The following is a 23,727-nucleotide window of genomic DNA, read 5'->3' on the forward strand; positions in this document are numbered from 1 at the left end:
AAATACTACCCGCCTACCCAATGGCACTGCCGTAAAAACCACGCTATATATCGTGCAAGGCGAATCTTTCTACCGGATATCGGTGTTTATCTTTGTACGTTCTATCAAAACCGCAACGCGCGCTTTACTATTGATTTTCCCGAATAACTTCGAACATAAAATAGGCTTCTCGCAGCTGCGGGAGCTACTGGATTCGCTCTGCTTGAGCCCGCTGGGACGGCAGTTTGTAGCCAAGATGCAGTTTCAGACCAAGCACGACCAACTGCTGAAGCTGCTCCAACAAACCGATGAGTTTCGGCAGCTGCTGCAATCGGGTGCCGATTTTCCTGGGCAGCACTACCACGATGTGCACCCGCACCTGGTGCGCGCCAACCTGCCCGGCGCCTACCTCGACGTAACGGCGTTTTTCGCCATTAAAATGTCGTTGCGGACTATCCGCGAGGCATTAGTGTTCTTTGTGCACGCCGAGGAAGGACTCTATCCTACGCTGCGCCTGCTGGGGATTGGCGTGCAGGTAGACCGCAACCTGCTGGCTACTTTGGACAAGGTAGTGGACGACGACGGCCACGTGCGCGACAATGCGTCGCCGCTGCTTTTCCAATTGCGCCAGGAGCTGATTAACCGTCAGGGGATGCTGCGCAAGCAGATTGCCGGGGTGCTGCGCCACGCCCGCGAGCAGGGTTGGGTGCCTGATGGCGCCGAGCCAACCATCCGGGGCGGCCGCCTGGTGCTGCCGGTGCTGGCTGAGCATAAACGCCGCGTGAAGGGCCTAATCCATGATGAATCGGCGACGGGCCAGACGGTGTATATCGAGCCGGAAGCGGTATTTGAGCTGAACAACGACATTAAGGACCTCGACAATGCCTACCAGCGCGAGCTGATTCGCATCCTGACCTCGCTTACCGACCAGCTTCGTCCGCACATTCCCGATTTGCGCAAGGCCTATCAGTATCTGGGGCTGATTGATTTCATTCGGGCTAAAGCCCGCCTGGCGCAGCGCCTAGAGGCCACGCTGCCTACCTTGCACCCGCGCCCGCTGATGCAGTGGCGCACGGTGCGCCACCCGCTGCTCTTCCTCGCATTTCAGGAACAAAGTAAGAAAAAACGCGCTTCGGATGAGCCGCAGGAGGCGCCCCGCGAGGTGGTGCCGCTGGATATCGACCTGACGCCAGAGCAGCGCATTTTGCTGATTTCGGGGCCGAACGCCGGAGGTAAGTCGGTGGCGATGAAGACGGTAGGATTGGTACAGTACATGCTGCAATGCGGCCTGCTGATTCCGGCCGACGGCACCTCCGAGGCGGGCGTGTTCGAGGATGTGTTCCTGGACATCGGCGATGAGCAGAGCCTGGAAAACGACCTGAGTACCTACTCCTCGCACTTGCTGAACATGAAGCAGTTCCTGCTTTTTGCCGGCAAGCGCAGCCTGATTCTGATTGACGAATTTGGTACCGGTACCGAGCCGGTACTAGGCGGCGCCATTGCCGAAGCCGTGCTAAATCAGCTGAATCAGGTGCGGGCGTTTGGGGTAGTCACCACGCACTACACCAATCTCAAGAACTTCGCCGAGCGTACCGCGGGCATCGTGAACGGCGCCATGCGCTACGACCCCGAGCAGCTACAACCGCTCTACCGCCTGGAAATCGGTAAGCCGGGCTCGTCGTTTGCCATCGAAATTGCCCGCAAAATTGGGCTGCCTAAGCAGATTGTGGAGCGCGCTACCCAGCTGGTAGGCAAGGATAAAATCCGCTACGACCGCCTGCTCGAAGGTCTTGAAAAAGAGAAAACCGAGCTGGAGCAACGCACTGCCGAAGCCACCAAGCAGGAGCGCCGCCTAAAGAAGGCCGCGCAGGAGTATCAGGACCTGAAGCGCTACCTCGAGGAAACCCAACTCGATGTGCTGCGCGACGCCAAGCAAAAAGCCAAAGCGCTGCTGAAGGACACCAATCAGCAGATCGAAGCCACCATCACCGAAATCCGCCGCTCGCAGGCCGAGAAGGAGCAGACCAAGGAGGCTCGTCAGAAGCTCGACACGTTTGTGCGTGAGAAGCTGCAAATCGAGCCGCCTAAGCCTCGCCCTACCCGCGAAATGGCCGATGCGGCTACCCTGAAAGCCGGCGACCGGGTGGCCCTGCTGGGGCAGGAAGGTCACGGCGAAATCATCGGGGTGAAGGGTAAAAATGCCGAGGTGCTGTTTGGTGGCATGAAAACCTTTGTGAAGGTGAATCAGCTGGAAAAGCTGAGCCGGGCCGAGGTGCGCGAGCGGGAAAAGAAGGCCGAAAAAGCCGTGTACTCTGGTGCCGGTGCGGGCCTCGACCTCACGGGCCGCATGGCCGACTTCAGTCCTACCCTCGACCTGCGCGGTGAGCGGGCTGAGGACGCCCTACACAAGGTAATGGCCTTCGTAGACGACGCCGTGATGTTCGGCATTCCCGAAATCAAAGTGCTGCACGGCCGCGGCAACGGCATACTACGCCAAGTGGTGCGCGACTATTTGCGCTCCGTGCGTAGCATTGCCACCGTAGGCGACGAGCACGCCGACCGCGGCGGCGACGGCGTAACGCTGGCCGTGCTGAAGTAAACGGGTAGGAAAATATGTAAGAACGTCATGCTGAGCGCAGCGTAGCGGAGTCGAAGCATCTCGCGTGCTCCCGGTAATTTCCTGACGTTTGAGATTAGTGTAGCACGCGAGATGTTTCGGCAAGCTCAGCATGACGGACTATCTCATGCAAAAAGCCCCACGCTTCCTGTAAGCGTGGGGCCTTTTGCATGAGATAATTCCCAATACTTACGCGGGCTTTTCTTCCGCAACAGACTTCTCGGCAGCCGATTTTGCTAGGATTTCCTGCTCCACCACGCGGGCGGGCCGGGGCACGTCGCCTTTGCCGGCAGGCCAGCCTTCGCGCTGGGCACTCCGGTCGCCGTCGGTTTCTTCAGTCTGGTCGTGCAGCAGAATTTGCTGGGTAGGGAAGGGTAGGTCGATGCCATTGAGCACCAGCTTGTTTTTAATGGCCTCGAGCACGCCGTCCATCGATTCCATATAGTCGGAGCGGCGGGGTGGGTTGATCCACCAGCGGGCGCGCAGGTTCACGGTGCTATCAGCCAAATCCACTACTAATGCTTCGGGGGCTGGATCTTGTAGCACTCCTTCCACCTCGCGCATGGCCTCCAACATCAGTTGGCGTGCTTTAGCAATATCATCGCCGTAGCCAATGCCCACATCATACTGCAAGCGGCGCTTTTCGTAGGCCGTATTCACGGTTACGGAGTTGATAAATAGCTCGGCGTTGGGAATTACTACCCGGCGGCCATCGTAGGTTTTGATGGTGGTAGCGCGGGTCTGGATGGTTTCGACGGTACCCTCAAAGTCCTTGTACTTGATTTGGTCGTCGATGCGAAACGGCTCGGTGAGCAGGAGCAGGATACCCGCCAGAAAATTCTGGAAAATGTCTTTGAACGCAAAGCCAATGGCTACGCCGCCTACCCCCAGCGCACTGATGAGCGTGGTAGGGGTGAAGCTGGGAATCATGACGGTGAACGTGACCAGGATGCCCACAATCAGCATAAACACGTAGGCCAGCCGGCTCAGCAAGAGCGTCAGGCTTTGGCTATGCTGGCGGCTGGCCGTCACTTTCTGTACCAACGACCGGACGCCGCTGGCAATAAACAGGAAGACAATAAAGACAACAACACCCAAAATCAGATTGGGGAGCAGGGCCATAAAATCCCTGCCCATGGCGTTTATTTTCTGCCAGGCAATAGAAAAATTCATAGAAATACGTGCTGGTAACCTGCCAGCAGCATAGCGGGCAGTGAGTAGGAGCTTGACAGTAGACACGTAAGTTGCCGCTCCAGGGTTACCAGCAAGGACTCCTGCTACATAATATTTACCTCGGGGTGCAGCTCCACGCCAAACTTGGCCCGCACCGACGCGATAATCTCATACGCCAGCGCTTGGATATCGGCGCCCCGCGCGCCGCCGTGGTTCACCAACACCAGCGCCTGCCGGTCGTGCACGCCGTAGTCGCCGCGGCGGTGGCCCTTCCAGCCGCTGTGCTCGATAAGCCAAGCGGCGGGCACCTTCACGCCGCCGGGCACGGGGTAGCCGGGCAAGTCGGGGTAGGCGGCTTTCAGCTCGTCGTATTTATGCTGGGAGAGCTCGGGGTTTTTAAAAAACGAGCCGGCGTTGCCGATTTCGGCGGGGTCGGGGAGCTTGCTGCGCCGGATGCTGATAACGGCCTCACTCACCTGCCGCGGAGTAGGCTCTGCGTCGATGCCCATGTCCTGCAAGGTGGTAGCAATGGCACCGTAGCTGACGTTGGGCCGGGCTTCGCGCAGCAACCGAAATACCACGCTGGTCACGATAAACTGGTTTTTCAGTGGGCCTTTAAACACGCTTTCGCGGTAGCCGAAACCGCAGGCAGCCCGGTCGAACGTGCGTACCGCGCCGGTACCGATTTCCATCGCTTCCAGGTACTCAAACGTATCTTGCAACTCGGCCCCATAGGCCCCAATGTTTTGCAGCGGCGCCGCGCCCACCGTACCCGGAATCAGCGACAGGTTCTCAATCCCGCTCAGGTCCTGATCCAGCGCAAACTGCACCAGCCCGTGCCACGACTCGCCCGCCCCGGCCCGCACCAGCGCCGTGCCGCTGGCCGTGTCTTCCTCCGTAATCTCCAGCCCACGAATCTCGTTTTTGAGCACTATGCCATCGAAATCCTTGGTAAATAGCAAGTTGCTGCCACCACCGAGTACCAGCTTCTCGGCTTGCTGTACTTCGGGCAGTTGCAGCAGCAGCCGCAACTCTTCGGCGCTGGCAAAACGGGCAAACAGCCGGGCATGGGCATCAATGCCGAAGGTGTTGTAGGGGCGGAGAGAAATGTTGGCTTCGAGGGTAGGAGTACGCATGGCGCAAAGATACGCCCTAACGCTAACAGGCGCTTTATCCAGCGTTAGCGCACCCGGTAGCCACTCGCTGCATAAAACAGCAGGTAGGCGTAGCATAGCGCGGGTATGATGAAGGCGATGCGTAGCCCACCGCCGTTGGTGGCGATGAAACCCATAAGGGGCGGAATGATAGCGCCACCCACAATGGCCATAATCAGGTAGGAAGAGCCTTGTTTAGTGAAGGCCCCCAATCCTTTGATAGCCAGCGGAAAAACGACCGGCCATATAATTGAGTTCATCAGGCCGCAGAGCACAATCAGCCACAGTGCCGTTTCGCCGGCTGTAAGCACTGATGTGAGCACCAGTCCTACCCCCATGGTGCACACGCCTATCAGCAGAAAACGGTCGTTGAAGCGGCGCAGCAACGGAATGCCCACAATGCGTCCTATCATCGACCCAAACCAATAGGAGGCCACTAGCACGGCCCCCACCGCTTTGGTGAAGCCAGCGGTGGTGTCAATCGGATCGGGCGCCTGGCCAAATAGAGCCGCTGCCCAACCCGTAGCCGCGCTCAGGCCGCGCACCAGTTGCTGCGTGAAGTCGCTCAGCTGTGTAATGCCCTGCGATTCGCCGTAGCGAATCAGGAAGGAGCCCAGGCCTACCTCCACACCCACATATAGGAAGATAGCCCCGATGCCCAGCACCAAGTGGCGAAAATCCAGTGCCGAGCGGCGGCCAGCTATGGGTGCCGCCACGGCCTCGGTTTCATCCACTGGAATGCTGTCGATTTCGGGCAGCTTTAGCAGGAAAAATAAGCCCGCCAGCACTGCCAGGAAAATAGCCAAACCCAGGTAGGGCGTCTTCACCAGCGCCGATTCTTCGGCCAGGCGCTGGGCAGTAGGTAGGGCCGCCAGCCGCGCCTTCAGCACCGCAGAGCCACCAAATAGCAACAGCCCGCCCACCAGCGGCGACAAGGTGCCACCCAGGTTGTTGGCCACACCCACAATGCTCACGCGGCTGGCTGCCTGCCGCGCCGGACCCAGCACTGCTACATAGGGGTTGGCGGCTACTTGCAGCAGCGTAACGCCCGCGCCCAGCGCTGCTAAGCCCGCCAGAAATAACCCAAACGCCCGCGAGTTGGCCGCCGGAATAAACAGCAGCGCTCCGCACGCCATAATCAGCAGCCCCAACACAATGCCGCGCTTATAGCCTACCTTCTCCAAGATGCGCCCCGCCGGCAGCGACATCAGAAAATACGCCCCAAAAAACGCCGATTGCACCGCCGTTGACTCAAAGTCGGTGAGCTGGCACACGTCTTTGAGGTAGGGCATCAGCACGTCGTTGAAATTCGTGACGGCCCCAAACAGGAAGAACAAGGCCGTCATGGCAGCCATGGGCACAAAGTAGCTGCCCGTAGTAGCCGTAGCGGCGGTAGGCGAGGAGGTAGTAATAGGAGCAGCCATGCAGGCAAGAATAAGCGACGAAACAACAGGACGGCCCTTGCGGGCCGGGAGTAATGTTACGGAATTTGGGAGTAACTACTTTAAGAGCATGTTGGGGAATTGGCTAAAGTGATAAATAAAAACGAGTCAGTAAGTTGCGCAGGGAGTTCCTAGGCTCCGCTTCGCTTTATGGTTGACGGCTATCAACCTCTTACTGACTCGCAGTGGCAAGTTATTGGTTCGCTGCTACTCGTGCAACGCCGACGTCGTCTGTGTTTGCGTCAGGTCTTCAATGCGGTGCTGTACGTGTGTCGCACCGGCTGCCAATGGCGGGCTTTACCACCCACATTCCCGGCCTGGACAGCCGTGTACTACTACTTCTATCAGTGGCAACGCACCGGCCGTTGGCAACGACTCAACCATGTGTTGAACGTGTTAGACCGGCTGCGCGAAGGACGGCAGGCCTTGCCCTCGCTGGCCTGCGTAGATAGCCAAAGTGTGCGCCTGGCTCCACGTATCTTCGAACACCGGGGCCTGGATGGGGCAAGTGCGTGAACGGGCGTAAACGCCAGATTCTGACCGACTCGGCGGGCCGTATCTGGGCAGCGCACGTGCACGCGGCGCACCAGCACGACTCGGGCTGCGGCCCGGCCCTGCTGCCCCACCGCAGTTGGTGGATGGCGCGCCTAACCACGGTGCTCACCGATCAAGCCTACCGCGGCCGCTTCGCCCAGCACGTGGCCGGCTTGGGCTTATGCCAGGAACTGGCCAGTCGCCCACCCTCCGCTACGGGCTTTGTGCCCATCGCCAAACGCTGGGTCGTCGAGCGTACCTTTGCCTGGCTCACCAGCTTCCGCCGCCTAGCCCTGGACTACGAATTCACCCCAGCCAGTCATAGTACGTGGCTACTCGTCGCTAACTTGACCATCTGTCTAAACCGCCTAACGCAAATTCCCCAACACGCTCTAATACATCGCTACAACGTGTTGCATGTTGCCCTGCCTGGCTACTCTGCGGCTATGTGGCGCAGTTGCTTTTATCTATGGAAGTAGTTGCAGCGTTTTGTTGTCCTTGGCGCCGTTGAAAAACTTGTCCAGCACGGATTGAAAAACCGGGTCAGCTTTGGGTAGGGAAGCAAATAACGTCATAGAGGATTTCAGTTTCAGATCATCAGGGCTACCAAAGATACTAGTAGCGTTGCTGGAGCTGAGCTTCAGTAATGCACTGCTGATTTCCAGTAATCTGCTTCCCAAAACAGGATGCGTGAGATACGCTTCGGCTTCTGCCGCGTCTTGTATAGCGTAGAATTTCGACGTTTCGCTAAAACCTAAGCCTTGTATCTGTGGAAAAATATACCACATCCAATGGCTACGCTTGCGGCCGTTTTTTATTTCGGATAAGGCAGTTTGATAATCGGACTGTTGGGCATCGAGGAAACGGGAGAGGTTGGGCATAATAAGGTTGATATTACAGAAAGCGAAAGATGCAATGTTAATAATATTTAATTTCTCTCTTTCTTAGATAAATAGGCTTATTATCAACTATTTTTAACTGCTCAATTCAGTTGTTGTGATTGTCAAATTTATAGTTAAAAGTTATTATTTTTTTGTCTTTTCCATCAATGTAAATTATTTTTGATATATTTTTATATTTATCATAGTAATATTCTACGGAAGTTGATTTAATATTTTTAAATATTCTATAGTCTGACTTTAGTAATCCGTTTTTGTAATAAGAGTATATCTTATGAAATGTGGTGTCATTAGCTGCATCTGTATGATACTCTTCCGCTTTTCTGCCCTTGCTGTCGTATTGGTGATATACGATGTTATATAATCTAGATTCGTTAGGGTTGTGAAAATCTTCATTGTAATACTCTATTTTAGCAATGCTGTCATTGCTGTTATAGAAGTACTTTTTCTCAGCCGTATCAACTCCATTCTCATCTCTCTGTTGAATTTTAGACTTATCAGCTAATTCTACCCAGATAAAGGGAGAATGGGTTGCCTTTTCTTTTATTTTTCCAGATGGTATATAGTGATATATGGTTCCGTAGCTTTCTCCATATTCGTCAAAATTCTTCGCCTTGATTAGCTTGTTATCTTTGTCGTATATATATGTTATGTATTTGTATTGTCCTATAAACTGAGGTGAATATAAAATTGAGCTTATAATGTTATTAGCGTTATATTTGTAGTTTGTTATAACGAAAAGAGAATCGTTTAAGCTAACCTTTTTTTTGAGTTATTTTACTATTTTAGTTATATAGATAAATAAAATTTTGTAGTATATTTCCATTTTTATAATACCATGTTTCCTCTACGATATTTCTGTTTTTATCATAAGTTCTATTATAATTTAAATAATGCGTCCATGGAGTATGAAACCAGAAAGTATTAAATCTGGAGAAAGTAAAATCTGGGCTAGAGAAACCATAATGCCCGTATTCGCCCTCGGTGCTGAATAGCTTTATATTCTGCTTGACACTGTCTAAGAAGATTAGCTTCTCTCTTATTGTTCTCACATTACCCTTAATGCTGTCTGACTGAGCAAATGTGAGATATGGAAAAAATAGAAAAATGATAAATAGTGTCTTGTTCATTTGCTGTTTGACAATGGTCATTGGATCGATATGGAATAGTAAGTGACTGTAGATGTTCGTTATTATTGAATTAGCTCAAGATACTTATTCTTGGTCTCAACCAAAATACTACACGTCTCCTACAGCGGTACGCGGCACCGCAACTCCCGGTAAGCGGGCATATCATCTTGCCCCGTTAGCGACTCGAACATACTAATGAAAGTGCGCACCAGCTCAGGGTCGGCGGTTTGCATGGCGCGAGCGTCGGCTACCCGGTCGAGGTTGTACTGGCCCAGAAAGACCAACAGCGCGCGGAATGGTTCGTTAGCCTGCGCATCGGCACGAATAAATAGCTGTAGCGGGAGCACAGAGGTGGCATAGTGCGGCGGTAGCTGCGCCTGGGTTTGATTGGTGTGCTGCGCGGCGCTTTCCTGGAAGGCCTGCTCCACGGCGTGCAGCACCTGATAGTGCGCTTGGCGGTGCTCATTCCACTCGGTAGCTGTGATTTGCAGCTCCGGATGAAACTGCTGCCACACGCCCTGCGCATAGCTGTGAAACAGCGTATTAGCCTCTTTGGGGGGCGGGAATAGCTCTGAGGTTTCTTCGGTGGTGAGGGTAGCCAAATAGAACTCGCGGGCATCGCGGGCGCGGTCTACTAATAAGGATTGGATGCGGTCGGTGAGAGCCTGCGTCTCGCGAGGATTAAGCGGAGGATGGTGGTGCCGGGCATAGAAAGTGCCAATGGAGGCCGAGTCGGTGAGCACAGCGACGTATTCGCTATCCTTGGCATCAGCGAGAAAGTCGCGAATTTCCGTCATAATTGGCTGAAAGCCACGGTAGAGCTGGCGGGTAGCGTCGCTGATAGTTGTCACAGCCTGATCGATGTGGCTTTCTACAGTAGTGCTGCGCTCCACTAATTGCTGCGTTTCCTGACTGATCTGCTGCATTTGCTGTAGCGCCTCGTCGGTTTTGCGGGAGGCATTGTCGGCTGCTTTCCAGCTCTGAAACGCCACAAAAAGCGCCAGAAACGACGCCACACTACCAATAATGGAGTAACGGGAACCTAGCAGTTCAGAAGCAGCTAGCCCTACCCCAATCAGCACTAGAAACAATGCCATGTAGAACAGGCTACTCTTATTCGGGTCAAAAAGAAAGGAAGGATGCATGAGAGTAGCGCAAGTAGTTGGCGAAGCTAGGCTAAGGATAGGAGAAGCTCTACTTCTAGCTCCCAACGATACGCGAACTGCAAAGTTCGCGCTACTCCCGACCTTTGCGCTTTCACTTATTTCCTTTGCTCTATGGCCAACCGCCGTTCTCGCCCGTTTCAGATGACTGCCACCACCCAATTTGGCCTCGAAGAGGTGCTGGCCGATGAGCTGCACCAGCTGGGTGCCCACATCGAAAAGGTAGGGCAACGGGCCGTGGAGTTTAGTGGCGACAAGCAGCTACTCTACGAAGCCGTACTCTGGTGCCGTACCGCCATGCGGATTTTGGTGCCCTTCGCCGGCTTCTACGCCCGCGACGAAAAAGCCCTCTACCGCGAGGTAGGCCGCATCGACTGGCAGGAATTTATTGGTCCCGACCAGACGTTTGCCATTACGGCCGTGGTCAATAAGTCATCGTTTGAGCACTCGTTATTCGTAGCCCAGCTCACCAAGGATGCTATTGTGGACCAGTTCCGCAACCGCACCGGTCAGCGCCCCAGCGTGGACGTGAGAAACCCCGACATCCGCCTGCACCTGCACATGCTGGAAAACGAGGTGACCCTGAGCCTCGACGCGGCCGGCGACTCGCTGCACCGGCGCGGCTACCGCCAGCAAACCAACGTGGCCCCGCTCAACGAAGTATTGGCCGCTGGCCTGCTGCTACTCACGGGCTGGGACGGCAAAAGGACGCTCATCGACCCCATGTGCGGCTCGGGTACGCTGCTCACCGAGGCCGCGCTCATTGCTCAGCACATTGCGCCGGGCCTCTACCATCAGGGAAAGTTTGGCTTCGAGAACTGGCCCGATTTCGAGGCGGCTCTCTGGGAATCGGTGCAACTAGATGCTCGTCAAATGCGCCTGGAGGAGCCGCAAGCCTACCTCGCCGGCTCCGATATTTCCCGCGAATATATTGAGCTGGCCCGCGAAAACGTGGCCGCCGCCGACTTGGAAGATTTTATTCGCCTGGGTGTGCGCGACGTGGCCGAGGCCAAAGCCCCCGTTAAAGAGGCCCCCGGTATTGTCATCATGAATCCGCCCTACGGAGAGCGAATCGGGCAGGAATCGGAGATGGAAGCTCTTTACAAAACCATTGGCGACACGCTCAAATCCGGTTTCCAGGGCTACGACGCCTATATCTTCACCGGCAACCTGGAAGCCGCCAAGCGCATTGGCCTGAAAACTTCCCGCCGCATTCCGCTCTACAACGGGCCGATTGAGTGTCGATTATTGAAGTACGAGCTGTACCAAGGCTCTCGCAAAGCGGCACGCCCGGAGTAGGGTAGGGGTACTTTTTTCTAGCTTCACGCCGTCATTGTTGTCATCTGCTATGTTGCCACTCGTTCTTTCCGCGCTGCTTCTCGCGTCTTCACCCGCCACACCGCCCGCCGATTGGAGCACGCCGTTCGAGCGTAGCAGCGGCAACACAACGGCCACGTATGCCCAGTGCATTGCCTACTACCAGCGCCTCGATAAAGCCTACAAGGAAATCACCGTGCGCGAAGCTGGTGAGACTGACTCTGGCCGCCCGCTACACGAGGTAGTAATTTCGACGGGCGGTGGCAAGGCCGACCCTGCTACTGCTCGTCGGCAGGGCCACCGGGTGGTATTAATTCAAAACGGAATTCATCCCGGCGAGCCAGAAGGCATCGACGCAAGTATGATGCTGGCCCGCGACCTGGTGCAGAAGCCCGAGTTGCGTCAGCTGTTGCGCAATACCACCATCGTGCTTATACCTATATATAATGTAGGTGGGGCACTGAATCGCAATAGCACTACCCGCGTGAATCAGAATGGCCCCGAAAGCTACGGCTTCCGGGGCAACGCCCGTAACCTCGACCTGAACCGCGATTACGTGAAGCAGGATTCGCGCAATGCCCGCGCCTTTGCGGAGCTGTTTCGGCGCTGGCAGCCCGATGTGTTTCTGGACAACCACACGTCTAATGGCGCTGATTATCAGTATACTATGACGCTGATTCCAACACAGAAAGATAAATTACACCCTTCGCTCAGCCAGTATCTGACCACGCAGATGCTACCCGCTCTGTACCAGGGTATGAGCCAGAAGCAGTGGCCCCTAACGCCCTACGTCGATTTTCTGGGCCGCACGCCCGATGCCCGTGGGCTGGTTGGTTTTCTGGAAACGCCACGGTACTCCACGGGCTACGCGGCGCTGTTCAATACCATTGGTTTTGTAACGGAAACCCACATGCTGAAGGCTTTCGCGCCTCGCGTGCGGGCCACCTATGATTTTATGACGGTGCTGCTGCAAACTATGCAAGCGCAGGATGCCGCCCTGACGCAGGCACGCACTGCGGCTGCACAGCAAATGGCAACGCAGCAGGAGTTTCCGCTGGCCTGGCAGCTCGACACTACGCGCGCCGAGACATTCACGTTCCGCGGGTATCTCGGTCACCTGAAGCCGAGTGAGGTGAGTGGTCAGCCGCGCCTGTACTATAACCAACAGGAGCCATACACCAAGCCCATTCCCTTCTACAATACGTTCCGGGCAACCATTACGGCGCGTCGGCCGGTAGCCTATCTTATCCCGCAGGCCTGGGGTGAGGTAGTGGAGCGGTTACAGCGAGCTGGGGTGCAGCTTCAGCGTCTGCGTCAGGATACTACCCTCACGGCCGATTTTTACCAAATCAATGATTATAAAACCAGCGCACGACCATACGAAGGGCACTATCTGCACTCGCAGGTGCAAATAACTGCACAGCCACAAACCGTGCGTTTCCTCCGCGGCGATTATGTAGCCCAACTCAACCAACCAACTGCCCGATATCTAATGGAGATGCTTGAGCCACAAGCTACTGATTCCTTTTTTGCGTGGGGGTTCTTCGACAGTATCCTGCAGCAAAAAGAACACTTTTCGGACTATGTGTTCGAGGATCTAGCGGCTGAGTTACTCAGACAGCAGCCAATGCTACGGATACAACTGGAGAAAATGAAACAGGAAGACGCTGCTTTTGCAGCTAATGGTATGGCCCAGTTGGAATGGGTATACCGCAACTCCCCGTACTATGAAGCGGCCTATCTACGCTACCCCATAGCGCGTTGGTTGGGAAAAGAACTGTTAACAGACTAATAATATAATATAACCTGCATTATCCAGGAAAATTGCAGGCATATCCATATTGTATTATAGGTGCTACTTAAACCATAGATGTTGTAGCTGCGTATCAGGCAAAGTAGCTACTAAATATGGCTACCCGCGCGGATATAGCGCAATCTGCACTACCCTCTCCCAATAGGTCCCACCCGCTGTATTGTCTTCTATAATACTACCTGCAAGGGTTGATTACACGGGTGTGCCCCAATAATGAGCTTGTGCAGCAAGTAGTACACTTAAGGATTACAGAGGTTAAATGTTGTTTTTTTGAAAGATTTTTTTGTGTTATTTTTGAATTAAATAGTATTGCACTATATTTATAAAAAATTTCAGAAAAAGAACAGTCAGCAGGAATGGTACAAGTTGTAAAATCATCCCTAGTGAAAGGCCACAATAAAATGCGTCAGACGCCTGTTGTTCGGGTTTTTTGGCGGAAGCGGGTGTTTGATATGGTCTTTGCCTCTCTTGTGACAGCTTTATTACTAAGCTGGTTACTCCCGTTGTTGGCAATCTTAATCAAGATGGAGTCCCGTGGTCCCGTGCTGTTTAAGCAACTCCGGACAGGTAAAGACGGCAAACCCTTCTATTGCTACAAACTGCGTACGATGTATCTCAACGACGATAGCGAACAGCGGCAAGCCAGCCGCGGCGATAGTCGGATTACGAGAATAGGTGGCTTGCTACGCAAAACCAGTTTGGATGAATTACCACAATTTATCAATGTACTCCGCGGAGAAATGTCTGTAGTAGGGCCTCGGCCACACATGCTACAGCATACGATGATCTACTCCCAAATCATCGACAACTTCATGGACCGCCATGCTGTAGTACCTGGTATTACGGGGCTAGCACAAGTAGCAGGTCATCGGGGCGAAACCCGGGAAACGGAGGCGATGGTGAAGCGTGTGCACGCTGATATTTTTTACATCAGCAACTGGTCCTTCGCTTTAGACCTGAAAATAGTATTGCTTACTATACGGCAAGCTATACGCGGCCACGAAAACGCGTTCTAAGCCTGCTGTTGTCTGGTCGAATAAGCCGGCGTCTTACCAGTAGCACGCTCGCGGGTAGCGTATTCTCGTTTGAGTCGCTTTACATCGGCCAGCAGCTCCTCTAGCTCGGTGGCAATAGTTTCAGCTGTGGCACCATAGACGGTACGCCGATTGGTCCAGTCCATAAACTGCTTAATCTCCTTCCTGGCGTAGTCAATCATCATGGAAGCATTCTCCAAAAAGTCATTTTCAGGTTCCATAAGGAAATAGTGTTTAATACAGGTAGAGACTGCCAGCTGAGAAGTGTGCAAGATTACAAGCAATAGTGGGGCCGATTTGCAGTATTCCAATCTTATTCCGTGCAAAAGGCCTTGCTTGCTTATCTCTCTACTATATACGAAAGATTGCGTGAAAAAGTGCAATTCGTTTGCGATAAGGTTATTTCTTCTAAATAAATAACCGCAATCGTTTCCGTAATCTGGACAAAAAATATAATTATATAAAGATTATATTAGTGTTATTTTACAAATACAGCAGATAAGTCCTATTTTGAAACTATAAAAATTATTATCGAACAGCACTATGCAAGGAGTTTACATAATTCACGATGTAGGCTAATTCACGAGCATTAGTGTAGTCCAAATGATTAATCTTCGCATATGCCTCTATCTGGCGCTGCTGTTGGTGAAAGGTATTGAGTAGATCCTTTTTGGGATTACGTAAGGCGATAATACGTCCATCTGGGAAACCCAGGTAAAAATCATCTTTAATATCTGTGTAGAATTGGGTTGGAGGAATACCGGCACCATACGGATATCCTCCACGGTAGGCGCCGTATCCATACGGAGAGCCATAGGTGGCAGCGCGTTGTACCAATGATTCCCGGCGAAGAAGTACCGTAGGGCCGTTGCTCAGCTGTTCGAAAAAGCCTGGCGACTTGAAATCACTATAGTCATTGTCCCGATTCCAGCGATATACCTGAAACACCCGCACCAAGCTGGTATCGGGGCGCTCCTGGCGGCGCCGTAATGGGCGGGTACTGTAGAAAGGATTGCCGTAGTAATAACCAGCACGGGCATCGTAGAAGTCATCGTAATAATACGGATTGCGACGACGGTCAATTTGCTCACCCTTCACAGCAAAGCTTTGCACCGCTATGGCCGACAGGGTGCGCACGGAGCCATCAGCAAGCTGAATCTGTACTACATCCTCGCGGCGGTTGAGGGTGAGAGGGCCCTCTAATGTATCGCCGGTAGTTAATAGAATAGAGCTATCGGTGAATTGCTGAACTAAGCCCTGCTGTTGGGCCTGCGCCGAAACCTGCCACAGCCAGCTTACTAGGAAAACGAGAAAAGGAGCGAAGCGTTTCATAAGCGTAAGCAAGTAAAATCTCACAACAATCGTCGTATCAGCTTCATTCCACCACACAAAGCCGGATATCCAGTCTTCTTAAACAACGGTAGTTTAAGAAGACTGGATATCCGGCTTTGTGTGGTATAATATGAATCTACTCGGCAGCAGGCGAGCCAGGTTGCTCTGACAGTAGTTGGCTCAGAATCGTGTGGCCCAATTTGTCGCGCTTCGTTGTAAGGTAGCGCTGGTTGTGTTCATTGGGTGCAATTTCAATCGGCACAGTATCAACCACTTCAAGGTTGTAAGCAGCCAGACCCGTACGCTTGCGCGGATTGTTGGTGAGCAGGCGCATCTGCGAAATACCCAAATCGCGCAGAATGGAAGCGCCTACCCCGTAGTCGCGTTCGTCCATCTTGAAGCCCAGCTCCAGGTTGGCTTCTACCGTATCGCGACCTTGCTCCTGTAATTTGTAGGCCTTCAGCTTGTTAAGAAGTCCGATGCCCCGACCTTCCTGGTTCATGTAGACGATGACACCTCTGCCTTCGCGCTCAATCTGCTGCATGGCTTGGTGGAGCTGCGGACCGCAGTCGCAGCGGCAGCTACCGAAGATGTCGCCGGTTACGCAGGAGCTGTGCACCCGCACCAGCACCGGTTCGGGACCGGCAATATCACCCTTCACCAAGGCCAAGTGCTGGGCGCCATTAGAACGCTGGGTATAGGCAATCAGGTCGAAGTCGCCCCAGTCGGTAGGCATCTTCACAGATATTTCGCGGGTGATGAGGCTTTCCTTTTCGAGGCGATACTTGATAAGGTCCTGCACCGAAATAAGCTTCAGGTTCCACTTATCGGCTATTTGGCGCAGCTCTGGCAAGCGGGCCATTTCGCCGTCTTCGCGCAGGATTTCCACCAACACACCCGCTGGCTCGAAACCTGCCAGACGGGCCAAGTCTACGGCTGCTTCGGTGTGACCAGCGCGGCGTAGGACGCCTTCTTTGCGGGCCTTCAGCGGAAAAATATGACCGGGTTTGCCCAAATCCTCCGGCTTGGTTTCGGGGTCGATGAGGGCCAGAATGGTCTTGCTGCGGTCGGATGCCGAAATACCGGTCGTGACACCGTTCTTGAGCAAATCAATGCTAACGGTGAAGGGAGTAGCGTGCAGGGCCGTATTACGGCCCACCATTAAGTCCAGTTCCAGCTCGTTGCAGCGGACTTCGGTGAGGGGCGCGCATACCAATCCGCGGCCATGGGTGGCCATAAAGTTGATGACCTCAGGGGTAGCGCAACGGGCGGCGCAGATGAAGTCGCCCTCGTTTTCGCGGTCTTCGTCGTCGACAACAACGACCACCTTGCCAGCGCGGATATCGGCAATGGCATCTTCTATGGAATCAAGCATCAGAGTAGTATTCGAAAAATGAGCAGTCAGCTACTCTACAACCAGTAGCAGGCCGCGAAGTTACGGCGCAGGCTCCGGAGAATCGGCAGGAGAAGTTACGGCATCTGCTATAGCGTGCGTACGCATGATGTCTTCTAGCCGGATGGTGGCAGCGCTCCAGTTATAGTGAGTGCGCACAAACTGTAATCCTTGCTCAGCGAGGGTAGCGGCTGCTTCGGGGTAGGAGAGAAGTTGTATGATATGCGCGGCTAGGGCAACGGCGGTGTCGCCGATCAGTATCTGCTCGGTAGGAGTGCCGCGCAGTGCCGCGTTGGCCAGCGTAGTCGTGACGCAGGGTAGACGCATCGCCATGGCTTCCAGTAACTTGTTCTGTAGGCCAGTGCCCGTGCGCATGGGTGCTACAAACACCCTGGCGCCTGCGTAAGCAGTGCGGATATCGGGTAACCACCCACTGACCGTGACGCCTTCCGTGGCAAGTGCCAGCACGCGTGCGGTAGGGGTAGTGCCCGCAATCAGGAGCCGAGCGTGTGGGTGTTGCCGGCGCACCAGCGGCAGAATTTCCTCGGCTAGAAACACGGCCGCATCTATATTAGGCGGGTAGGCCATGTTACCACAGAATAACAGCTCGTATTCTTTGGGTGCCTTGGTAGGCTGAAAATGTGTGGTGTCGATGCCATTTAGCACCACCCGGATTTGCTGGCGTTGGGGGTGATTGATGAGCTGGCGGTCTTGGTCGGAGATGATGGTATGCGCATGAAACCACTCGAAGACCAGCGCTTCGTAGCGCCGCAAACGCTGCGCCTCTAGCTGAAACACAGGGCGTTGCCAGCGAGGTGACCGCGCCGCCCGGCGCGCTACCCCAGCCGAGAATACATCCATGTAGTCGAGCGTGCAGGGCAACTGCTGGTAGTGGGGGCGTAGGTACTCCGCCATCCGTATCAGCTGACAGTACACGTGGTCGGGCCGGAAAGTGTGGAGCAGCCGGGTAAGCAGCCGTTGTGCCGCCGGGTCCTGGAAGTATCCAATTTGCAAGGGTAGGGCACAGGCCAGCGCAGTGGCCAGGCCGCGGGCCATGCCAGCGCGGCGCAGGCGGTGCACATGCACGCCGCCTGCACAAAATGGGGCTACCTGTGCGTAGGAAGCCGCTGGTACGTCCTCATCGGTGAGAGCCAGCAGGCAAATGGTGTGGCGCTGGGCCAGCTCGCGCAGTTGGTAAAAGGCCCGCAGCTTATCGCCTTTGTCGAGGGGGTAGGGAAAACGAGACAGCAGAACCAGCAGCTTCATACGCCGCAAACTTACGCGCTTTCGCGCAGGCGGCCCAGGCTCTCGTATAATTGCAGAAAACGCTCAATCACTCGGCGGTTGTCGTAAAGGCGGGCAATAGTACGTTGTGCCTCACAGCCAATCTGTTGGTAGGGAAGCTCGCCTTCGTAGTAGGCCCGCAGCCGCGCCACCCACACTTGCGGCTCATCGCAGAGCAAAATGTCGTGTCCTTCGCGCACGGCAATGCCTTCGGACCCCAGGCCAGTACTTAAAATACACTTGCCCAGTGCCATGCCTTCAATAATCTTGATGCGCATGCCGCCGCCCGAGAGCAAGGGCACCAGCATCAGCTCGTACTGCTGCATGAAGTGGGCGGCCGACTCCACAAAGCCGTGCACGTGAATGTTGTCGCGGCCGTGGCGCTGCTGGATGCTGGGCGGCGTAGACTTGCCGGCCAGGTGCAGCTCCAGCTTGGGCAGCTGCTCGTGCACCTGCGGCCAGATGTTCGTCAGAAACCACTCTACGCCTTCGCGGTTGGGTAGCCAGTCGAGCGAGCCGATGATGCAGGCTGTGCGCGGCCGTGGGTGTTGGGTAGGATCGGGCGCCAGGCGCGTGGCATCTACGCCGGCCGGAATAAATGTAACCGGCTCGGGGCAGCCCAGTGCCAGCAGCCGACGCCGGTCAGGCTCCGTGATGGCGGCTGTGGCATCGAAACGGGGTAGGTAGTGGCGCTCAAATTGCTCTAGGCGCCGGGCCAGGTGGCGCAGATACCAGGCTTTTGCGAAGTTATATTCCCGTCCGGCCAACATCTGCCAAATCGTGTGTTCCACGTTGTGAGCCCGTAGTACCACCGGCACATGGGGCGCCGCTCGTCGGATGGTATCGATATACCACGCTACAAACGTGCCTTCTACCTGCACTACGTCGATGGTTTCGGTGTGCAAAATTTTCGTGAGCTGTTCGGCAAGCGCCGGGCTCACGAAGCGCTCCACATTGTACGGAATGCTACCCAGCAGCAAGTTGCGCAGGGCACGGACAGGCCGCAGGCGCGTATCCACGGGCACCGTCACCAACCGTACGTTGGGGCCGAGATGGTGGAGTACATCGGTGGGCTGCGCATGCTTGGGCGTGTTGGCAGCCATTACCGTTACGCGGTGCCCTGCCTGTGCCAATCCGGCTACCACATCATACATGGCAATGGCGCCCCCATCGTGGGGTGGGAACGGGACGCGCGGACAAAGTTGCAGGATGTGCAAGGGTAGGAAGGTAGAGTAAGCCGACAAAGCTACAAAGAAGCCAAAGGCATTCCCGGCCCGAACTCAATCAAATTGTGACACGCACCACAGGCGCCGACGTAGCATTTCTTACGGTTGCGGGCCATCCAAAAGACCAACTGCAACCAGGAGTAGGCGCTACGCCCGGCGCGGAATAACAGTGCCCAAATGGCTGGCAAGCTCATTATCAAGCCGTTTGTAGAGCATCAGGGCTTCCAGAATTTTATCAACGGCGGCCGGGTCGGTGGCGTCGCGCAGCTCTTGTTGCAACTGGTCTAGCTCGCGCTGCACGGTTTCTTTTTTCAGGCGCAGCAGGGCGTTGTCGCAAGCAATTTGCAGCTGGTCCAGCTCGCGGGGCACGTAAATCTGGTGGGTGCTCCAGTTGGGACTCAGCTCGTACTTCTCCGTCGCCAGGTCGCTCACCAGGGCCCGAATGTCGCCGCGGCTGTGCTGGATGAAGTGGCGCACGTCGGGCCAGCGGCCCTCGTTCATTTCTTCCTGGCAGAGGTGCAGCAAATCGGCGTAGATGGGTGTGCGCAAGGGCGTTTCCTCTAGCTGCGCCAGCAGGTAGTGCGCTACCGTTACCTCGGGTTGCAATAATTGAGGCGCGTAGAGCAAAAGCAGCCGCACAATTTCCCGCTCGCACACGGCTAGCACGTCTTCGATAGGCTCTATTTCTTCCTTGGGTGTGGCGGCACCCAGCTCCTCGGGAGTAGCGCCGTACATTAGCATCTCGGCAGCTTCCTCGTCGGAAAGGGGAAGGGCCGGGGCGGCGGATTGCTGCCGGCCAGGGGTAGGCAGGGCCGATGGGGTAGGGGCCGCCGGGCTACCCCCGGGCGCCTTGCCCGAGGCCGTGCGCACCAGCTTGTTGTACTCCGTAATCAGCACCTGCTCATCAATGCTGAACGCGGCGCTGGTTTGCTGCAAAAACACCTGCCGCTTGATGGGGTCGGGCACTTTGGCTATGCTCTGGAGCACGTCGCGGATGGCCTCGGCCTTCTTCACGGGGTCTTGCGCCGCCTCGCGGGCTACCAGCTTGGTTTTGAAGCTGATGAAATCCTGGCTTTGCTGGTCGAGGTGTTCCTGGAAGCGCTGGTCGCCTACCTTGCGGATGTAGCTGTCGGGGTCGTCGCCGTCCGGGAATAGCACCACGCGCACGTTCAAGCCGCCTTCCAGCAGCATATCCACCCCCCGCAACGAGGCTTTGATACCGGCCGCGTCGCCGTCGTAGAGCACCGTCACGTTATCCGAATAGCGCTTGATGAGGCGAATCTGCCCGTCGGTGAGCGAGGTGCCCGACGACGCCACCACGTTCTTTATGCCGCCCTGGTGCAGGCTCAGCACGTCGAGGTAGCCTTCTACCAGGTAGCACACTTCCTCCGTGCGGATGGCTTGCCGCGCCTGGTACAGCCCGTAGAGGATATCCGACTTATGGTAAATCTCCGACTCCGGCGAGTTCAGGTACTTGGCCGTCTTGTCGTTGGGCTTGAGCGTGCGTGCCCCGAAGCCCACCACGCGCCCCGAGATATTATGAATCGGGAACATCACGCGCCCCCGGAATCGGTCGTAGCGGCGGCCGGTGTCCTGGCCCGCGTCGTCGGTGCGGGTCACCACGAGGCCGGTTTTTTCCAGGTACTTGCGGTCGTAGCCGGCCTGTTCGGCAGTTTTCAGCAGGTCGTCCCACTGGTCGAGGGAGTAGCCCAACTCGAAGGTGGTAATCGTAGTCTGATTCAGGCCGCGCTGGCGCAGGTAGCTTAGCCCAATGCCCTGGCCCTCATCTGATTTCAGCAGCAACTTGTGGTAGTGGTCTTTGGCCCAGCTCGAAATGATGTATTGCGAATCCTTCTCGTTCTGGGCCAGCTGCTGCTCGGGCGTTTTTTCTTCCTCCTGAACGTCGATGCCATATTTCTTCGCCAAGTACTTCAGCGCCTCCACATAGCTGGTGCCCTCAATATCCATGATGAACTGCACCACCCCGCCAGCCTTGCCGCACCCAAAGCACTTATACAGGCCCTTGGCCGGCGCCACCGAGAAGCTGGGCGACTTCTCGTGGTGAAACGGGCAGCATGCCCACAGATTCTGGCCTTTCTTTTTCAGGGGTACAAAATCGCCTACCACCTCCACAATGTCGGCGTGGTGGATGATCTGATCAACGGTTTCTTTCGGGATGCGGGCCATAGGGTAGCAAAGATAACACGGCTTCGCGGCGGCTCAGGTGGAGCCGCCGCGAAGCCGTGTATACGGATGTATTGCCAAGTGTTCCGGGCGCTGCCCGGCAGCTTACTTGCGGTTGTGAATATCACTGCTACCCGACGCCCGCGACGACAGCTTCACGGCCGATACATAGGCGTCGCTGCTGCCGCTGGCTTGCACGCTGGCCTGCTGGCTCACCAGCTTAGCGGCGTGGTAGTCGCTGCTGCCACTGATCTGTACCTGCTGGCGCTCTACCTGGCCGGTGAGGTATACGTCGCTTGCCCCGGAGGCCTGCACGTTCAGGCTTTTGGCGTTCAGTTGAAGGGTCACGTCGCTGGCGCCGCTGGCCTGAATCGCGAAGTTGTCGGCCGTGAAGGGCGTTTTGCCCTTCACATCGGTGGCGCCGCTCAGCTTCAGGGCCGTCAGGCTGGAGCAGGTAATGTAGACTTTTACCCCGTTCTTTTCGCCGTTCAGTAGGTTGCGAAGGGCGGCGGTCATGCCCTCACTTTCGCGGTAGATGCGCAGCACGCCGTTGCGCACTTCGGTTTTGATGTACGCTTGCGCTTCCTCAGGCGCTTCCACCACCACGCTTGTCTGTGGGCCCTGCGTCAGGTAAATGGTAGTAGCCCCGCTAGCCTCCAGCTGGGTGAAAGCTTCGAGTGAGCGGTCTTGTTTGGTTTGCGCAACGGCTGAGGTAGCGAGCAAGCCCAGAACCAACATCCAGAGAGTGAGTGCAAAGAGTTTCATGGCGAAGAAGGGTGTATAGGTTGTCGATTGAAAGGGTAGATGTGTGGTTGCCATTTTTGGTTGCCTGAGTCCCGTAAAAAGGTAGGGCAACTTCCGCCCGCGTTTCTGGGTTATCTTTGCACCTCGGAAACACTCCTACTTATGGCTATTACTACCGAAGACGTCCTAAAAGCCCTCAGCTACGTCGAAGAACCGGATTTGGGCAAAGACCTCGTGACCCTCAATATGGTGGAGGACGTGCAGGTAGACGGCAAAAATGTGTCGTTCACCGTCGTGCTCACTACCCCCGCCTGCCCGCTTAAAGAGCTGATTCACAACGCCTGCGTGCGCGCCGTGCATACGATGGTCGACAAAGACGCGGAGGTGAAGATCAACATGACCTCGCGCGTGACCACCATGCGCCAGAACCGCGACATCCTGCCCGGCGTGAAAAATATCATCGCCATTGCCTCTGGCAAAGGCGGGGTAGGCAAGAGCACCGTCACGGCCAACCTGGCCCTGGCCCTGGCCCGCACCGGCGCAAGGGTAGGCCTGGTCGACGCCGATATTTCCGGGCCCAGCATGCCGTTGATGTTTGGCGTGGAAGATGCCCGTCCGCACGTATTTCAGGGCCCCGACGGCCGCAACCTGATTCAGCCCATTGAGCGCTACGGCGTGAAGCTAATGAGTATTGGCTTCCTGGCCCCGGCCGAGTCGGCCATTGTGTGGCGCGGCCCGATGGCGTCGTCGGCGCTCAAGCAGTTCATTACAGAAGTCGACTGGGGCGAACTGGACTACCTGCTACTCGATATGCCCCCCGGCACCTCCGACATTCACCTGACCATGGTGCAAACCGTGCCCGTCACGGGTTCCCTCATCGTGACCACGCCGCAAAAAGTGGCCCTGGCCGATGCTGAGAAGGGCTTGCAGATGTTCCGCCTACCCCAAATCAACGTGCCCGTGCTGGGCGTGGTGGAAAATATGGCGTGGTTTACGCCCGCCGAATTACCCGATAACAAATACTTCATCTTCGGCGAAGGCGGCGGCGCGGCCCTGGCCGATAAGCACGGTGTGGCCCTGCTGGGCCAGATTCCGCTGGTGCAGAGCATCCGCGAAAACGGCGACCAGGGTACACCCGCCATTTTGCAGGAAGGCACGGCCGTGGCCGCTACCTTCGAGCAGCTGGCTGAGGAGCTGGCCCGTCAGGTGAGTATCCGCAACGCCGTGGCACCGCGCACCAATGTGGTGCAGATGAACTCCTAACCCGGTATCCGAATATTTTTTCGAACTTCGCGGACCGCCCACTTGT

The 23,727-nt window shown here is 55.6% G+C and carries 19 protein-coding genes; 7 read left to right on the plus strand and 12 right to left on the minus strand.

Annotation, left to right across the window (positions count from 1 at the left end; translation table 11 throughout):
- The first annotated feature begins 130 nt into the window (after positions 1-130).
- Positions 131-2,578, plus strand: coding sequence for an endonuclease MutS2 (locus H8B15_RS03385; RefSeq protein ID WP_187318253.1), 2,448 nt, complete (start codon positions 131-133; stop codon positions 2,576-2,578).
- 207 nt (positions 2,579-2,785) lie between these two features.
- Here H8B15_RS03385 and H8B15_RS03390 read toward each other — a convergent pair whose 3' ends face one another.
- The 3 genes from H8B15_RS03390 to H8B15_RS03400 all read right to left on the minus strand — a co-directional run bounded on the left by H8B15_RS03390 (position 2,786) and on the right by H8B15_RS03400 (position 6,347).
- Positions 2,786-3,769: a mechanosensitive ion channel family protein gene (locus H8B15_RS03390; protein WP_187318254.1), complete on the minus strand. Its 984-nt coding sequence runs from the start codon at positions 3,767-3,769 to the stop codon at positions 2,786-2,788.
- Between the two features lie 104 nt (positions 3,770-3,873).
- Entirely contained in the window at positions 3,874-4,905 is a 1,032-nt protein-coding gene (gene murB, locus H8B15_RS03395; protein ID WP_187318255.1) for a UDP-N-acetylmuramate dehydrogenase, read from the minus strand.
- Between the two features lie 44 nt (positions 4,906-4,949).
- Positions 4,950-6,347, minus strand: a complete 1,398-nt coding sequence (locus H8B15_RS03400) for a sugar MFS transporter (protein WP_187318256.1) — start codon at positions 6,345-6,347, stop codon at positions 4,950-4,952.
- A 168-nt stretch (positions 6,348-6,515) separates the two neighbouring features.
- Between H8B15_RS03400 and H8B15_RS03405 the strand changes: the two genes are divergently transcribed.
- Complete coding sequence (locus H8B15_RS03405) at positions 6,516-6,881, plus strand: transposase (RefSeq protein ID WP_187318257.1); 366 nt, start codon at positions 6,516-6,518, stop codon at positions 6,879-6,881.
- On the plus strand, positions 6,878-7,378 hold the full coding sequence (locus H8B15_RS03410) for a transposase (RefSeq protein WP_187318258.1): 501 nt from the start codon (positions 6,878-6,880) through the stop codon (positions 7,376-7,378). Before H8B15_RS03405 ends, H8B15_RS03410 begins: the two co-directional genes overlap by 4 nt.
- Here the strand turns inward: H8B15_RS03410 and H8B15_RS03415 are convergent.
- Positions 7,367-7,780: a DUF1810 domain-containing protein gene (locus tag H8B15_RS03415; RefSeq protein WP_187318259.1), complete on the minus strand. Its 414-nt coding sequence runs from the start codon at positions 7,778-7,780 to the stop codon at positions 7,367-7,369. The genes H8B15_RS03410 and H8B15_RS03415 overlap by 12 nt on opposite strands.
- Positions 7,781-9,047: 1,267 nt before the next feature.
- The gene (locus tag H8B15_RS03420; protein ID WP_187318260.1) at positions 9,048-10,025 is read right to left on the minus strand and encodes a hypothetical protein; all 978 of its coding nucleotides are present in this window, start codon (positions 10,023-10,025) and stop codon (positions 9,048-9,050) included.
- Between the two features lie 180 nt (positions 10,026-10,205).
- On the opposite strand from H8B15_RS03420, the gene H8B15_RS03425 reads away from it, so the two are divergent.
- The 3 genes from H8B15_RS03425 to H8B15_RS03435 all read left to right on the plus strand — a co-directional run bounded on the left by H8B15_RS03425 (position 10,206) and on the right by H8B15_RS03435 (position 14,237).
- Positions 10,206-11,390: a THUMP domain-containing class I SAM-dependent RNA methyltransferase gene (locus H8B15_RS03425; RefSeq protein WP_187318261.1), complete on the plus strand. Its 1,185-nt coding sequence runs from the start codon at positions 10,206-10,208 to the stop codon at positions 11,388-11,390.
- Between the two features lie 49 nt (positions 11,391-11,439).
- Positions 11,440-13,200: a M14 family metallopeptidase gene (locus H8B15_RS03430; RefSeq protein ID WP_187318262.1), complete on the plus strand. Its 1,761-nt coding sequence runs from the start codon at positions 11,440-11,442 to the stop codon at positions 13,198-13,200.
- Positions 13,201-13,577: 377 nt separating this feature from the next.
- Positions 13,578-14,237 carry a sugar transferase gene (locus H8B15_RS03435; RefSeq protein ID WP_246455298.1) on the plus strand — a complete coding sequence of 220 codons (660 nt, stop codon included), beginning with the start codon at positions 13,578-13,580 and terminating at the stop codon, positions 14,235-14,237.
- On the opposite strand, the gene H8B15_RS03440 is transcribed toward H8B15_RS03435, so the two are convergent.
- The 7 genes from H8B15_RS03440 to H8B15_RS03470 form a co-directional block, all read right to left on the minus strand.
- Positions 14,234-14,476 (minus strand): hypothetical protein, encoded by a 243-nt coding sequence (locus H8B15_RS03440; RefSeq protein ID WP_187318263.1) that lies wholly within the window; start codon positions 14,474-14,476, stop codon positions 14,234-14,236. The genes H8B15_RS03435 and H8B15_RS03440 overlap by 4 nt on opposite strands.
- 307 nt (positions 14,477-14,783) lie before the next feature.
- Positions 14,784-15,587: a hypothetical protein gene (locus H8B15_RS03445; protein WP_187318264.1), complete on the minus strand. Its 804-nt coding sequence runs from the start codon at positions 15,585-15,587 to the stop codon at positions 14,784-14,786.
- Positions 15,588-15,723: 136 nt separating this feature from the next.
- On the minus strand, positions 15,724-16,962 hold the full coding sequence (locus H8B15_RS03450; protein ID WP_187318265.1) for a bifunctional 3,4-dihydroxy-2-butanone-4-phosphate synthase/GTP cyclohydrolase II: 1,239 nt from the start codon (positions 16,960-16,962) through the stop codon (positions 15,724-15,726).
- A gap of 60 nt (positions 16,963-17,022) precedes the next feature.
- The gene (locus H8B15_RS03455) at positions 17,023-18,246 is read right to left on the minus strand and encodes a glycosyltransferase (protein WP_187318266.1); all 1,224 of its coding nucleotides are present in this window, start codon (positions 18,244-18,246) and stop codon (positions 17,023-17,025) included.
- Between the two features lie 11 nt (positions 18,247-18,257).
- Positions 18,258-19,508 carry a glycosyltransferase family 4 protein gene (locus H8B15_RS03460; protein WP_187318267.1) on the minus strand — a complete coding sequence of 417 codons (1,251 nt, stop codon included), beginning with the start codon at positions 19,506-19,508 and terminating at the stop codon, positions 18,258-18,260.
- 129 nt (positions 19,509-19,637) lie between these two features.
- Entirely contained in the window at positions 19,638-21,677 is a 2,040-nt protein-coding gene (gene dnaG, locus H8B15_RS03465; RefSeq protein WP_187318268.1) for a DNA primase, read from the minus strand.
- A gap of 102 nt (positions 21,678-21,779) precedes the next feature.
- A complete protein-coding gene (locus H8B15_RS03470) occupies positions 21,780-22,439 on the minus strand; it encodes a head GIN domain-containing protein (RefSeq protein WP_187318269.1) in 660 nt (219 codons plus the stop codon).
- Positions 22,440-22,580: 141 nt separating this feature from the next.
- Here H8B15_RS03470 and H8B15_RS03475 point away from each other — a divergent pair, with 141 nt between their 5' ends.
- Positions 22,581-23,681: an Mrp/NBP35 family ATP-binding protein gene (locus H8B15_RS03475; protein WP_187318270.1), complete on the plus strand. Its 1,101-nt coding sequence runs from the start codon at positions 22,581-22,583 to the stop codon at positions 23,679-23,681.
- Positions 23,682-23,727 lie beyond the last annotated feature (46 nt).

The sequence above is a fragment of the Hymenobacter citatus genome (assembly GCF_014333615.1).
Classification (GTDB): domain Bacteria; phylum Bacteroidota; class Bacteroidia; order Cytophagales; family Hymenobacteraceae; genus Hymenobacter; species Hymenobacter citatus.

What these genes read in the sequence shown, in the direction of transcription:
- H8B15_RS03470 (WP_187318269.1), bottom strand. Translation starts at nt 22,439, where the DNA reads ATGAAACTCTTTGCACTCACTCTCTGGATGTTGGTTCTGGGCTTGCTC.
- H8B15_RS03390 (WP_187318254.1), bottom strand. Translation starts at nt 3,769, where the DNA reads ATGAATTTTTCTATTGCCTGGCAGAAAATAAACGCCATGGGCAGGGAT.
- H8B15_RS03430 (WP_187318262.1), top strand. Translation starts at nt 11,440, where the DNA reads ATGTTGCCACTCGTTCTTTCCGCGCTGCTTCTCGCGTCTTCACCCGCC.
- H8B15_RS03455 (WP_187318266.1), bottom strand. Translation starts at nt 18,246, where the DNA reads ATGAAGCTGCTGGTTCTGCTGTCTCGTTTTCCCTACCCCCTCGACAAA.
- H8B15_RS03475 (WP_187318270.1), top strand. Translation starts at nt 22,581, where the DNA reads ATGGCTATTACTACCGAAGACGTCCTAAAAGCCCTCAGCTACGTCGAA.
- H8B15_RS03450 (WP_187318265.1), bottom strand. Translation starts at nt 16,962, where the DNA reads ATGCTTGATTCCATAGAAGATGCCATTGCCGATATCCGCGCTGGCAAG.
- dnaG (WP_187318268.1), bottom strand. Translation starts at nt 21,677, where the DNA reads ATGGCCCGCATCCCGAAAGAAACCGTTGATCAGATCATCCACCACGCC.
- H8B15_RS03440 (WP_187318263.1), bottom strand. Translation starts at nt 14,476, where the DNA reads ATGGAACCTGAAAATGACTTTTTGGAGAATGCTTCCATGATGATTGAC.
- H8B15_RS03435 (WP_246455298.1), top strand. Translation starts at nt 13,578, where the DNA reads ATGGTACAAGTTGTAAAATCATCCCTAGTGAAAGGCCACAATAAAATG.
- H8B15_RS03415 (WP_187318259.1), bottom strand. Translation starts at nt 7,780, where the DNA reads ATGCCCAACCTCTCCCGTTTCCTCGATGCCCAACAGTCCGATTATCAA.
- murB (WP_187318255.1), bottom strand. Translation starts at nt 4,905, where the DNA reads ATGCGTACTCCTACCCTCGAAGCCAACATTTCTCTCCGCCCCTACAAC.
- H8B15_RS03425 (WP_187318261.1), top strand. Translation starts at nt 10,206, where the DNA reads ATGGCCAACCGCCGTTCTCGCCCGTTTCAGATGACTGCCACCACCCAA.
- H8B15_RS03420 (WP_187318260.1), bottom strand. Translation starts at nt 10,025, where the DNA reads ATGGCATTGTTTCTAGTGCTGATTGGGGTAGGGCTAGCTGCTTCTGAA.
- H8B15_RS03400 (WP_187318256.1), bottom strand. Translation starts at nt 6,347, where the DNA reads ATGGCTGCTCCTATTACTACCTCCTCGCCTACCGCCGCTACGGCTACT.
- H8B15_RS03445 (WP_187318264.1), bottom strand. Translation starts at nt 15,587, where the DNA reads ATGAAACGCTTCGCTCCTTTTCTCGTTTTCCTAGTAAGCTGGCTGTGG.
- H8B15_RS03405 (WP_187318257.1), top strand. Translation starts at nt 6,516, where the DNA reads ATGGTTGACGGCTATCAACCTCTTACTGACTCGCAGTGGCAAGTTATT.